This window comes from Marinobacter salsuginis, assembly GCF_009617755.1.
In the GTDB taxonomy this organism is placed as follows: Bacteria; Pseudomonadota; Gammaproteobacteria; order Pseudomonadales; family Oleiphilaceae; genus Marinobacter; species Marinobacter salsuginis.
Genome location: NZ_BGZH01000001.1, coordinates 1,543,204 through 1,556,246, shown reverse-complemented (window position 1 = coordinate 1,556,246; position 13,043 = coordinate 1,543,204). Strand labels below are relative to the sequence as shown.

At 59.0% G+C, this 13,043-nt stretch carries 11 protein-coding genes; 3 read left to right on the top strand and 8 right to left on the bottom strand.

Features of this window, described 5'->3' with window-relative positions:
- Window position 1 precedes the first annotated feature (1 nt).
- The 3 genes from GJU83_RS07190 to GJU83_RS07180 all read right to left on the bottom strand — a co-directional run bounded on the left by GJU83_RS07190 (window position 2) and on the right by GJU83_RS07180 (window position 3,588).
- Complete coding sequence (locus tag GJU83_RS07190; protein WP_069182066.1) at window positions 2–826, bottom strand: inositol monophosphatase family protein; 825 nt, start codon at window positions 824–826, stop codon at window positions 2–4.
- 54 nt (window positions 827–880) lie between these two features.
- The gene (locus GJU83_RS07185; RefSeq protein WP_069182065.1) at window positions 881–2,176 is read right to left on the bottom strand and encodes a pyridoxal phosphate-dependent aminotransferase; all 1,296 of its coding nucleotides are present in this window, start codon (window positions 2,174–2,176) and stop codon (window positions 881–883) included.
- 113 nt (window positions 2,177–2,289) lie between these two features.
- Window positions 2,290–3,588, bottom strand: a complete 1,299-nt coding sequence (locus GJU83_RS07180; RefSeq protein ID WP_227514418.1) for a substrate-binding domain-containing protein — start codon at window positions 3,586–3,588, stop codon at window positions 2,290–2,292.
- Between the two features lie 228 nt (window positions 3,589–3,816).
- Here GJU83_RS07180 and GJU83_RS07175 point away from each other — a divergent pair, with 228 nt between their 5' ends.
- Entirely contained in the window at window positions 3,817–4,476 is a 660-nt protein-coding gene (locus GJU83_RS07175; RefSeq protein ID WP_069182063.1) for a response regulator transcription factor, read from the top strand.
- Here the strand turns inward: GJU83_RS07175 and GJU83_RS07170 are convergent.
- The 5 genes from GJU83_RS07170 to GJU83_RS07150 all read right to left on the bottom strand — a co-directional run bounded on the left by GJU83_RS07170 (window position 4,409) and on the right by GJU83_RS07150 (window position 10,033).
- Window positions 4,409–5,842 carry a sensor histidine kinase gene (locus tag GJU83_RS07170; protein WP_228715156.1) on the bottom strand — a complete coding sequence of 478 codons (1,434 nt, stop codon included), beginning with the start codon at window positions 5,840–5,842 and terminating at the stop codon, window positions 4,409–4,411. The two genes, GJU83_RS07175 and GJU83_RS07170, sit on opposite strands and share 68 nt — an antisense overlap.
- Window positions 5,843–5,869: 27 nt before the next feature.
- A complete protein-coding gene (locus GJU83_RS07165) occupies window positions 5,870–6,973 on the bottom strand; it encodes a lipase secretion chaperone (RefSeq protein WP_069182061.1) in 1,104 nt (367 codons plus the stop codon).
- A gap of 7 nt (window positions 6,974–6,980) precedes the next feature.
- Entirely contained in the window at window positions 6,981–7,907 is a 927-nt protein-coding gene (locus GJU83_RS07160; protein WP_069182060.1) for an esterase/lipase family protein, read from the bottom strand.
- A 129-nt stretch (window positions 7,908–8,036) separates the two neighbouring features.
- The gene (locus GJU83_RS07155) at window positions 8,037–8,351 is read right to left on the bottom strand and encodes a DUF3301 domain-containing protein (protein ID WP_069182059.1); all 315 of its coding nucleotides are present in this window, start codon (window positions 8,349–8,351) and stop codon (window positions 8,037–8,039) included.
- A gap of 50 nt (window positions 8,352–8,401) precedes the next feature.
- Window positions 8,402–10,033 carry a methyl-accepting chemotaxis protein gene (locus GJU83_RS07150; protein WP_069182058.1) on the bottom strand — a complete coding sequence of 544 codons (1,632 nt, stop codon included), beginning with the start codon at window positions 10,031–10,033 and terminating at the stop codon, window positions 8,402–8,404.
- Window positions 10,034–10,269: 236 nt separating this feature from the next.
- Here GJU83_RS07150 and GJU83_RS07145 point away from each other — a divergent pair, with 236 nt between their 5' ends.
- Together GJU83_RS07145 and GJU83_RS07140 are read left to right on the top strand one after the other, a co-directional pair.
- Window positions 10,270–11,949, top strand: coding sequence for a putative bifunctional diguanylate cyclase/phosphodiesterase (locus GJU83_RS07145; RefSeq protein ID WP_069182057.1), 1,680 nt, complete (start codon window positions 10,270–10,272; stop codon window positions 11,947–11,949).
- A 97-nt stretch (window positions 11,950–12,046) separates the two neighbouring features.
- Entirely contained in the window at window positions 12,047–13,024 is a 978-nt protein-coding gene (locus GJU83_RS07140; RefSeq protein ID WP_069182056.1) for an AraC family transcriptional regulator, read from the top strand.
- Window positions 13,025–13,043: the final 19 nt, after the last annotated feature.

Here is a 13,043-nt window from a genome sequence, read left to right as displayed (position 1 = left end):
CTCAGTCGTACCCAGAGGCAGACCGGAGAATAGACCGAACAGGCTCCCAGACAGCCGGCGCCGAGATCAGGATATCGCGGCCCCAGAGGTCAGCAGGATAGCCTTCAGGCACCTCGCCGAAGTGGCCAGCTGTGGCGCCTGCTTCCAGGGCGATCAGGCGGGCGGCGGCGAAGTCCCAGGGGCTGACGTTCTCGTAGTAGATATCCAGTCGGCCACAGGCCACCCAGCAGATATCCAGGGCCGCCGAGCCAATACGGCGCAGGTCGCGGCATTGGTGAATCATCGCATCCAGGCGTTTGACCAACGGCTCGAGGGCGTCCTTGGTATAGGGAAAGCCGGTGGCGAACAGGGAGTCACGCGGAACGGTTGCTCCGCTGTGCCGGATGGGGCGGCCATTCAGCGTCGCGCCTTCTGAGCGGGTCGCCCGGAAGGTTTCGCCGGGGAAAGGCGCATGCACGACACCCACCTGAACGCGACCTTTTTCGGCGTAGGCAATTGAGACGGCTACCTGGGGATGGCCGTAGGCATAGTTCACTGTGCCGTCGATGGGGTCGACTATCCAGAGCGGAGTGTCCAGTTCTTCCGCCTGGCTCAGGTCCGGCATGGTTTCTTCGGAGAGGATTCGATGGTCTGGGAAACGCTTGCGGATGGCGCCGGTAATGAATTCGTCGGCCATCACGTCGGCGTGGGTGACCAGTTCGGTCTGGTGTTTGTAGTCGGTTCGCAGGGCGTTGTTGTCCCGCTCGCGGCGAATCAGCTCGCCGGCTTCGCGGGCCAGGTTTTCGGCAAAGTCGGTAATCTCGAGCAGAGAAACAGAATCAGACATGGCGCCCCCGTTGATATCCCCTAGGAATGAGGACGCCAGTCTAACACGGCAGAATCAGAGGCTGTTCAGCCACTGCTCCATCTTGTCCATGGCCAGAACCAGTCTTGGACACGCCTGCTTGACGAAATCGTCGCCCAGCTCCTGTTCGGCATAGTCACTGCCGGCGAGGTGCAGGGATTCGGTTCCATCGAAGTCAACAAAGGCCAGTCGGGCCCCAAGATGATCCGGCACAAAGCCGAAGTCGCTGGCGGGCAGGATGGCGACGCCGGTGTTTTCCAGCAGGGCCTGGCAGAAGGCCTGGCTGGTCTTTATGTCTTTCCTGGAAAGTTGCTCCCGGAACCCGGAGAAGTCGGGGAACAGGTAGAACGCACCTTCCGGTTTCTGGACCACGGCGCCCATCTCGGTCAGGCGGCGATGCATGTACTCGCCCACAACCTTCAACACACGGCGGGACTGTTTCAGGTATTCATCAATGTCCTCACCGCCGTTGAACGCCGCTATCGCTGCGTGCTGGATTGGTGCGCTGGTGGCGGTATAGGTCTCGCTGGCGATGATCGCCATGGCGTCCTGCAGCGGCCTCAGTTCCCGGGGGAAAATAAATGTGCCCAGGCGCCAGCCACCGGCACCGGCCCACTTGCTCAGACCCGTACTGATGATGGTGCCTTCGGGGTAATAGCGGGCGATGGATTTGTGCTTGCCCTCGAAATGCACTTCGCCGTAGATTTCGTCCGACAGCAGAATCAGCTTGTATTTGCGGGCCACGTTGGCGATGGCCAGCAGCTGGTCGTCGGTGTAGGTGCAACCCGTGGGGTTGGACGGGTAGTTCAGGATCAGGATCCGGGGCCGCGAGGGATCATCGCGACAGATGATATCCAGCTCTTCGGCGGTCAGTTGCCAGTTGTTTTCGGCATGGGTCGGCAGCCAGTGTACGGAGCGCCCGATGATCCGGGCTTGCGGCGCATAAGAAACCCAGCTCGGGCGGGGGATCAGGAGGTCCCCGTAGTAGGCCAGCTGGAGCATGAACAGCAGCTCCTTGGAACCCGGGCCGATGAGCACGTCCTCCCAGGTACAGTGCATGCGTTCGCTCCGGCGGATGTAACCGGCGATGGCCTCACGCAGGCCTTTGAGGCCCTTGACCGGCAGGTAGTCCTTTTCGTGGGCGTGCTCTTTCAGCGCCTCCACCACGCGATCGGGCACCGGGAAGGGGGATTGCCCCAGCCCGAGTTTGATAATGTCCTTGCCTTCGGATTTGAGGTGATTGCTCAGCTCATTGATGCGAAGGGTGGCTGAGGGCTGAATGCCCCGAACGTTCAGGTTGATCGCGTAACGGTGGTCGTTTTGGATGTCCATTGTCCCTGTCTGTTGGTTGGAAATGACCTCGTTAGTATAGAAAACCCAAACATAGGTGTGATGCCGCAGCGGATAGGTGATTGCCGCAGCTTGGCATCAGACTTTGGTCGCGGCTAACGGGATTTGATCCAGACTTCCACGCGCCCGTTGCGAGAGTTGCCGCTGCCGCCCACTGGCATGTACTGGCCATAACCCGTGTAGGCAACATCCGGCACGTTCACTTCCTGCAGGGCCTTGCGGACCGACAGGGCCCGAAGCTCGGAGATCATCTGGGCTCGCAGCTCGTGGCTCTGGGTGTCGGCAAACCCGATCAATAACAGGTCATCAGCGGATCGACCGTTCTGGAGCAGGTACTGCTGAACCCGCAGCAGGTCGCGGCGCGCCTTGTTATCGAGCTTGGTTCGGCCTTCGGAGAAGCGGAAATTGACGGTCAGACGATGGTAATTACCGGTCAGTCGGCGAAAGCTTTCGGGCGTCGAGTCGTCGAACTCCGGCTTCACCGCGATGGGGTTCTGTGAAATGAACCCGGATTCGGCCACCAGTGCCTGCCCCTGCTGGCCGAGGGCGAATCCGATCAGGCCGGCGGAGAGCGGCGGGACATCACTTCCCGGCGTGTACATGAACAATCGACGTGACAGCGGGTAGTCCTCACTGGCGACGGTGAGCTGATTGGGGCGCAGAGCTGGCGCATTGCCTTCCGAGATGGCCAGCAGTTTGCTGTCTCGAACAGAGGCCAGGCCGGAGAAGCCGATGCCGGAGGGGTCCCGGCTAACGTCATCGGATAGCTGGTCGTTGGATTCGTAGCGCCTGGCGTTGTTGTCCAGTTCGAACTCTTTCCCCAGTACCAGGGATTTGAAGGTGTCCCAGGTCCCGGAACGGTCGTCCCTGGCATAGAGTTGAATGGGGCGATCCGGGCCGCCCAGCTCCGACCAGTTCCGGATCTGTCCGGAGAATACCCGGCCCAGGGTCTCGATACTCATTTTACTGATGGGGTTGGACGGATGAACCAGAATCGCCAGTCCATCGATGGCAATGACGTGCTCGCTCTCTGGCGCATTGAGGTCGGCCCTGGCACGAAATTGCTCGGCTTCCTGTGGTTTTACCGGCCGGGAAGAGGCCCAGATGTTGGCTTTGCCGGCGGCCAGGGCCTTGAAGCCGGTGCTTGAACCGTGCGCTGCCACCAGCACCTCCGTCGCCCGGTTGTTCACCGGTGCGCGTAGAACTTTTTCGTTCTCCACGCCCGTGCCCCTGGACGTAACCTGCCCGCCGCCGTGCTCTTCCAGGTAGCCGGTGACCAGCATGGGTGCCAGGGTAGCGCCGACGGTATTGGAACCATGAATTTCCAGATCATAGGCCTGGGCCTGGAACGCCATTATCGTTGGCAGTAGCAGCCCCGGCAGTTTTGAAGTCATCCGTGTAAATCGCGGCATTTTGATAAAAGCCTTTACCAGTCAGTTGGTTGGAGCCGAGAAGGATGCTTCAGGAATATGACAGTTGTGTTTCATTGGTCCCACACAATGGAGGTACCCGGGCGGGGGTTGTAGAAAAATGTTAAGCAGTACGCGGAGAGCAAGGGCGCGCTGGCCTATAGTGAGTCATCCGCCGTAACAAAAATAAACACAGCGGGCAGAGGCTCATCCATGGATGCCATCACATCAGAAACGGGGCAGTCTGTTGCCTGTCCCACTCAGCCGCTTCCTCTGAACAAGGTGTTGCTGGTTGATGATCATGCCCTGTTTGCCCAGGGGTTGGCCGGTTTAATCCGGCAGGAGGGGCTGGCCGAATCTGTTATAACGGCCAGCTCGGTTGAGGTTGCCTCAAGTCTCCTGGCCCGCCAGGACGATTTTCAGCTTATCCTGCTCGATATTGCACTCCAGGGCGAGACGGGGCTGGCCTTGTTACCGAGACTGGCAGTCCACCGGGACCCACCTCCGGTGGTTATCATTTCAAGTAGTGAAGATGAGGCGACGGTGCGGGCAGCAAGGGCGGCCGGTGCCAGTGGTTTTCTGGCGAAATCTGCCGGTCGGTCGGCTCTGGTGAGTATGGTTCGGTCTGTGAGTCGTGGTGAGGGTTATTTCCCGGGCGGTGTTCAACCGTTGGCTCAGGATCTGGCGTTAACACCGCGGCAAATGGAGGTGCTTCTCCTCCTGGCGCAGGGCTTCCCCAATAAACGCATCTGCCAGAGTCTGAACCTGACGGAACACACGGTAAAAACCCACCTCAAGGCCATCTTCACCCAGCTTGGTGTTCATAACCGGACGGAGTGCGTGAATCTGGCTCGTGCACGCGGTTGGCTGTGAGGGCCGCCGGTAGCCGCACCCAAAACACAGACCCCCGTCCGGTCCCTGTTTCGACGCCACAGGTTCCCTGCATCAGGACAACGAATTCCTTTACGATAGTCAGGCCCAGACCCAGGCCGGGGTAGTCTGTCTGGCCCTGGCCCCTGACGTAGGGTGAGAACAGGGAATCGTTCAGCTCGGGGGGCACGCCGGTTCCGTTATCCGAGACCTCCAACAGAACTTGCGTACCCACGCTGCGTGCAGACAGGTGAATACGATTGCCACCGCTATGTTGCACCGCATTGAACAGCAGATTCTGGAGGACCCGGGACAGCAGGGACGGATCGGCCATGACCTTGAGGTTGCCAGTGCCCTGGTCGATTTTCACTGTCACGTCACTGTTGCCCGATGAATCAGCCATCAGATCATTCAGATCCCGGAAAATCGGCGCCAGTGAGGTGGGCCGGATATCAGCCTGCACCATGCCCTCATTCAGTCTGGCGCTGTCAAAGACGGTGCCGAGAAGGCGGCGAAGATGTCGGACCATATCCTTCAACTGCCGGGTGGTGGAGCCGTCCTGGCCAGGCGAAAGGTTCTCCAGCGTTATGTCGATCACGTTCAGGGGCTGGCGAAGGTCATGGCTGGCCGCGGTGATCAGTTCGGTTTTTCGCCGGCTTTCATCCCTGGTTGCCTGGTGCAGTCGATCCAGCAGTTGACGATCCAGGAAGTGTGCACGGTGACGGTACTCGCTGGTCCAGGCGCCCACCATGCCAATGATGTTGGCCGTGGTCAGAAAGAACAGATTGGTGGCCAGGGCGGCGCCGGACATGCCGTTTAACAGCTCGATCATCAGGTAGCTGATCACCAGCACCAGTGACACCAGGGACGCGCTGAAAAACGGCAGCCCCATGGCGAAGTATCCGAACATGAGCATCAGGATCATGCCCTCGTAGGGCAGTGGATACCCGGCCTGCCGCGCCGCCGCGATGATCGCCACCACGCTCAGGCCGCCCATGAGATAGGCGAGGGTATAGATGCGTTCGAAGTTGATGTCGGAAGGAACTGGACGGTAGGCGAGCCAGATCACAATGGCAATTACAGGGCAGGTAATCGCGAGCCGGATGGACACCGTGACCTGGGCCAGCTCGGCAGGGAGGGTCAGTGCATCCATCACCGCGTAGATCAAAAACAGGATCAGCCCGGCGATCGAGACTGGCCTGGCCCGATGCCTGATCAGGCCGGCCCGTGATCGCCGGAAGGCCTCTTCGAGGTCTGGCGTGAAGCGCAGGTTGCGGAATCCGGCGGCCTGCTGCTGTTCGATCTGCTCGGTCGTCATGGCCGTGTCCAGTATCGCGTAGGTCTCCGGATTGTATCTGGCACGGCCCACGTGTTCGGGAACCCGAGCACATTCTGGTCAGCCGTTGCCCAGCATTTTCAGTCGTGCCCAGGTTCTGTCTTGCGGCTGCGGGAAATGTCGCTCCAGTAATGCCTCCCGCTGTTTCTCCAGATCAGCTTCGGCCAGTCCTGACGAGGCCTCCCGGTCTACCGCTTCCCGGAAGTCTTCGAAACGCTGGTCAAAGTGTTCCCGCTGCTTCAGGTAATTCACGACGCTCTCGACGCCTTGCTGGTTCACGCCCAGCTCGGCCAGTTGCCGTCCGGCTTCCTCGGGCGAAGACGCCGATTCGATGGCTGCAGTTCGGGCCTGCTGCTGCCGGGTGCTGGCATGCAGGTGTTGTTCCGTCGTTCTCAGTTGCTCCGGCAGCTGGTTGCGGTGCCATTGGACGAGCGCCTGTTTGCCCTGCTCGCTGAGGTCCGTGCGTTGCTGAATGGCAAGGGTCGCCAGGGTGTATTCACTGTAGGCCTCTTCGAGCCCGAAGAAAGCCCGGTGGGCCTCGGAACTGAAGGTGGCAGACCGCAGCTGCTTGAGCTGTGCCAGAGCGTCGCCCAGCGCAGCCAGCTGATAGGCCGGCTCGCCTGCCCGGGCAGGATCGAGGCGCGTCTGCATGACCTGAAGGGATGCCTGCTTATAGGCGAGGTATTCGTCCAGCAACGCCATTGCCTGAGCAGATGCGGGCTCTGGCAAGTGAGTCCTGGCCATCGTCTCGATCTGTTGAATGGCTGTCTCCGGAGCGACTTCGCCGACTGTGCTCAGGAAGTAATCGAAGAAGTCGCGGACCTGGAGGTTGATGACAAGCTCACCGTTGTCATCGGCGGTCAGCGCACCGTCGATTTCCGTGCCTGACAGTGAGGCGGCAAAGGGTTGCGGTCCGAGCGAATCGGGCGTCGTGGCAGGCCCGGACTCCTGGGCGAGGTTTTCTAAGCCCCGTTGCTCGCCAGACTCCTGCGAAGGTCTTGTTGAGTCGGCCAGGATGGCGGATTGCGTTGGCTTTGAAACCGCGCTGCTGGCTTGTGATGGTGCGTTATCGGTGAGGCCGTACCAGAGACCACTGCCGGCCAGAATGGCCGACAGGGCACCGGGAAACAGCCATCGACGGGCTTCGATGGATGTTCGTTTCATGGTTACCTCACAGACCGCGGTTTTTAAGCCGGTTGGCCTGGGTGCGGTAAAGGGTGACCGGGTTGGTCCACAGAGAACGCGCACCCAGGAGGTGGTTGATGGCATCCACATGGTTCATGTCGTAGTGGGTGCCGATCACCCGGCCCATCATGGTGGAGCAGACGCCCACAAGACCGTCGTTGGGCTCGCTACCGAAAGCCAGGGCGGTCACGCCCAGGAAGGGGTCGGTAATGTCGAACACATTGGTCCACACGCCCCGTCCGGTCCAGGAAAAGAACTTGATGCGGTTGCCGTCGATCCAGACATCTTCACTGGTGCCGGCGCAGCTATTCCTGTTGACGCCTTTCCAGCCAAGGGCGTCGTTGAGGCTGGTTGTTCCGGGTGTGGTGAGGGTTTCCAGAGCTGCCAGCCCGTTCTGCGGATTGTCCGCACCGGACAATGCATTCACCAGGTCCCCCAGGGCGTTGGCTATGGCATTGGCGCCGCCCTCGACGTAGCTGCCGGGTGGCAGGATGCCCCGAACCACATCGGCTACTTTGGAGCCCTTGTTGACGCCATCGATGGAGGTGATCGAGGCAATACGGTGAGGAATCAGGGCTGCGGTTACCCGGGAGGTTGGCGCGCCCTGGCTGTGGGCCATCAGGTTGACTTTTGAATGCCCGAGGCTGTTCACGTAGTTCGCCAGTTGCTGGCCGCGCTGTTCACTGCTGTTGACGAAAGAAACGCTGGCGGAATAGACCCGTGCGCCACTGCGCTCAAGATTCCAGGGGATGGTATGGAAATAGTTTACAAGACCGCCAATGGTGTTGAACCCGGTGACACCATGAACCAGAACGATCGGATGGCGGGTCTGGGTATAGCCGGCGAAGCTTGTGAACGAGGCGGACAGCAAGGCCAGCCCCAGCAGAACTGCTGTGGTAAATCGAATACGCATGTGTGACTCCTGTTGTTTTTGTTGACGGCTGCATCAGGCAGCCGACGGTCGTCGATGCGTTGTCGATTATTGGTGTCTAAGGAACGATCAGGAATCGCCCAAATGGGTGAGGACAGGGAGGCTGCGTATTCAGGAAAACCGGTGGGGTTCCAGTTCCATATGCTGGATGCGTTGGCCCAGCATGATGATACGCCCGGTGTAGCGTTCCTCGCCGGTAGACGTGAAATCGAACAGGAAACGGCGCCACACGCGGATCTTTCCCTGGTCGTCGCGCTTGAACCAGAGACCACGGAGGAATACCGCATCATCCAGCAGCATCACGTCCATGCTTTTGCAGTAGCGATGCGCCGCCTGCAGCACGAAATCCTTGATGGCTTTGGCGCGCCACCAGTACCAGACAGCGAATCCGGCCACGAACAGCCAGAACAGGGTTCCAAGGGTCACGGTTGCAGCGATCTTCCACGGTTGGTCAGAGGGTTGATCGCCAGCCTACCCTATTGTGTCGGCTCGGGGAATCGCTTACCGCTTTCAGACACGGGTGCCGGTAACAGTCGATCGACCAGCATCTGCAGGAAATGGCTGGTAAGTAGCTGGGCCTGATCCACGTTATTGCCCAGGTTTTCGGATTCTTCCCGGGCGTTTTCACTGCTCTGGACCGAGCGGTTACCCAGCTCCAGCAGTCGTGCCGCCTGGCGTTCCACCTGAACGCTCAACGCGGCCTGTTGCTCGGTGGCACCCGCCACTTCGTGGGTGCAGGTGGTTATGACATCGACATCTTTCAGTGTTGCCTCCAGGGTTTCACTGGCTTCACTGGCGATGCCCGCCGTCTGCTGGCAGCAGTGGGTGCCGCTGTTGATCACCTCGACCACTTCGTGGGTTTCGGTTTGCAGGGCGCCGATCATCTCTTCGATCTTTCGGGTGGATTCGTGGGTTCTCTGGGCCAGGCCTCGCACCTCATCGGCAACGACGGCAAAGCCGCGTCCTGACTCGCCAGCGCGGGCGGCCTCGATGGCGGCATTCAATGCCAGCAGATTGGTTTGCTCGGCGATGTCCGAGATGACGTCCAGAACCATGCCGATGGCGTCGCTTTTTTCAGACAGCGTCTTCATGCGTCCATTGGCAACGGTGAGCTGTTCCTTCAAATCCGACAATGACTGGTTCATGGAGGTCATCTGACCACGACACTGGCCCGCTGACTGGTGTGCATCGTCTGTTGCCTCGTGAGTACGGGCGGTCAGCTCACTGACCCGACGAACGCTCTCTGCCAGTTCCTCGAAGGCCCGGGTTATGTCCTGGATATCATCCTGCTGGCTGCGAATGCTGGCCACCGAGTTGGCAACCCACTCGACGGTGCGCTGTTTCCGGCCATGGAGCTTGCCGACGTTGGCATGCATGCGGGCGGAAACCGCCCTGAGTACCGCGTCCCGTTTCTGACGATCGAATTCGATCCATGCGCCTTCATCCCGACGGCCGGTATAGACCCAGGGCATGGCCGGATGCGCTTCGCAGCAGGCCGCCCTGGCACTGCGCATCATCGGTAGCGCCAGCCAGAAAAAGACAATGAATACCGACAACACGAGCCCTTGCAACAACAGCAGGTGAGGCAGCGTCAGCTCGGACAGGCCAAACCAGGCAAGCGCGAAAGCGAGCAGTCCATAGAGACAGCCGATTTTCAGTGACAACGGCGGGCTGATCGCCAGGTATCGGCGTGGCACCTTGCCCCGGTTCCAGGCTGCGTACAGTTTTTCGGCCCGGGCAATCTGGTCTGGCCGGGGACGGGTGCGAACCGACTGGAATTCAACAATTTCACCGTCTTTGCGGATCGGGGTGACAAAGGCGTCCACCCAGTAATGATCGCCATTCTTGCAGCGGTTTTTAACCATACCCCGCCAGGATTCACCGGATTTTATGGTCTGCCAGAGATTCTTGAAGGCGCCCGGTGGCATGTCCGGATGCCGTATCAGGTTGTGGGGCTGGCCGACCAGTTCGTCCACTGTGTAGCCGGCCACTTCGGCGAACTCTTCATTGGCGGCGGTGATCTTGCCGCGAAGGTCGGTGGTGGTGATCAGGTGATAGTGGTCCGGGTATCCCCGTTCTTTTTGGCTGACGGGTTCGTTGATTCGCATGAAGTATTCTTGCCTCGGTATCGGTTCTCGTGACGTTGACTAACTATCGGCCGCCTTCTGTCTGTTCGATATCCGGTTATTGCAAAAATTGAACGTTTCTTCATGTTTTCTCCTGCTTTGGTCGTAGCAATTGTGTTTTTGCAATATGTGGCTAGGTTGGCGACAGATACTGATTATGCTGGTGACTGCAACTGGTCTGACCAGGTTCAGGGCTGCACGAAGGGAGTGAGCAGTGCATGCAGGTATTACAACAACAAGATTTCAGGGCGCTGGTGGATAACCACCCCAGGGCAATCATGCTGTCGACGACGGAGCCCAGAATTGCCTATGTGAATCGGATGTTCCGGTCTGTAACCGGGTACCAGGCGGAGGAGGTGGTTGGTCAGGCGCCGTCCATGCTCAGCTCCGGGCTTCATTCGCCGGAGTTCTATCAGGCCATGTGGAAAAGCCTGAGTGATTACGGGCGTTGGGAAGGGGTGATCTGGAATCGTCGCAAGAATGGCGAGACTTACCCCCAATGGTTGACGATTTATCCTGTGATCCGCGACGGGCGACAGTTCTTTGCCGGTGTCTTTACCGATGTTGGCGACATTGCTGCCGGCGATGAACGTCTAGCCTCGCTGGCCTATTACGATCCGCTGACGGAGCTGCCCAACCGTTCGCTGTTCCAGGAGTTTCTCAAAGCTCGTGTGGCTCAGCGGGAGCGTGACGGCGGATGTTTTGCGGTGCTGTACGTCGATCTCGATTTCTTCAAGTCTATTAACGACTTGCACGGACATGAATGTGGCGATCAGGTGCTGCAGCAAGCTGCCCAGTGTATAAAGAGCGTTCTGCGAAAGGGCGATGTGGTTGCACGGCTTTCCGGCGATGAGTTCGCGGTTATCATCGAACTGCAGAATGATGAGGACCTGGAGAGTGTATGTCAGCGCATGACGCAGATTTTCCAGGCGCCGATCATCGTAGGTGCGCGGGAGTACTTTCTGTCGGCATCGGTTGGCGCTGCCGTCTACCCGGGTCATGGCCGAACCGGTGCTGAGCTGTTGCAAAATGCAGATCGGGCAATGTACTCGGCCAAGATGGCGGGGCGGTCCTGCTACCGGATTTACAGTGCTGTGGATACCGAAAGGGGGCGGTACAGGCAGCGTCTTTCCGAGGCGTTGATCGCATCGGTGAAGACCGCCCCGGAGGAATTCAGTGTGGTCTATCAACCCCAGTACCACCTCGCGACTGGTGAGGTCGCTGTGGTGGAGGCGCTGCTGCGCTGGAATCATCCGGAGTTCGGCCCGGTATCACCGGGGGATTTTGTTGCCATTGCCGAACAGCGGGGCCACATCCATGAGCTGACCGAACATCTGGTGCGGTGTGTGTTAGCCGATCTCTCAGACAAGACGGCAAGGTTACCTGAAGGGCTCGGCCTGGCGATCAATATTTCGGCGCGTCAGATTACCGATTCCCGGTTGGAGGCCTTGCTGACGCCGCTGTTTGAACGCATTCGTGGTGTGGGTTGGGTACCGGAAATCGAGATAACCGAAACCCATCTGATGAATTTGTCGCGACAATGTCTGAACCGGCTGCAGGAATTCGGCGAGCAGGGCGTGGTGGTTGCGATCGACGATTTCGGGACCGGCTACTCTTCTCTCGCCTATTTGCATGCGCTTCCTGTGCAAGTCTTGAAGATTGATCGTCAGTTTATATGGCGTCTTGGCGGAAAATCCCGCGATTCCCGAATCGTCTCTGCGATCCTTGGAATTGCCGAGGCCCTCGATCTGGAAGTGGTTGCCGAAGGTATCGAGACCGAGGAGCAGCACAACAAACTGCGGGAGTTGAACTGCCACCGTGGGCAGGGTTTCCTGATGGCCAGGCCAGCGCCCTGGCAGGAACTGATTCCCTTATTTTTTGATCGAAATCAAGATTAGATCAGTTCGATGCCTTTCCACGGGCATTTTGCAAGATTTGGCTAGGTCGGATACCCCGATTGTTTTAATAAGGGGCAAACTCTCATCCCGGATCTCTATGCCAAATACTGCGCCAGAACTGGAACTCGATGCCTATCTTCGACTTAATCGTGCCTCCATCGCTGAGTGGCTGGCCGCGATTCGCGAGTTGTCCGGGTGTGACGACATCGACTGCTCCCTGTTTGAGGGCAGTGGCCACCAGGTAGGTGCCTTGTCGACGCTGACCACCGAGCGTGGCCGCCTGATCTGTCTGTATGCCGCGGAGGGCATGGAAATTACAGGCTGCCGGGCGACTGAGCCTGTTTTCCTGTTACCGAGGGCCGGCAACCCCGAGATCGCAACACGTGATGAACCCTGGCAATACCTGAGCGGGCTGGCCCTTGCATGGCCGGAAGACCGGTTTCGATTGCGTCTGACGCCGAGATCGAGGGTATTGATTGTCAGGCTGGAACCGGACTTTTCGGCCCCGGTTGTTCCCGATGCAAGTGACGTCTCTCTGTCAAACTACGAAGAGCTCATCACCTGTTATCTTCATCGGGCACCCTTCTTTCGGGATGATTCGGATGCCATCAGGCTCACGAATGACCTTTTCCTCAACCTGACACGTTCCCCGGTGAAATCGGATTTTACCTGTCAGTGCCCGAAACTCGATCGCCGGTTACTCCGGGCCATCGAAAAAATCAGATACGAGCCGGGTTGGGACTTCAACCTTCAGGAACTGGCCAGCCATTCCGGCGTCAGCGAACGTAACCTCTACTATCTGATGAAACGGGAAACTGGTATGACACCTTACCGGTTGTACCAGCGAAACCGGCTGCTAAGGGTGCGTCAGCGTCTGGTGGACTGCCAGTGCGACGTGCCGCACATCTCATGGTATGCCGCCGATGCAGGTTTTTCCCACCTGGGGCGGTTCGCGGCCCTGTACCGGGAACATTTCGGGGAATTGCCCAGCGAAACGGTTCAATGGCGGCGAAACCTTCAGGGCAGTGGAGCTGGCAAACAGATCGTGGAAGAGCCGGATCTGATGCTGTCCTGAGGCGATTCACAAAAAAGCC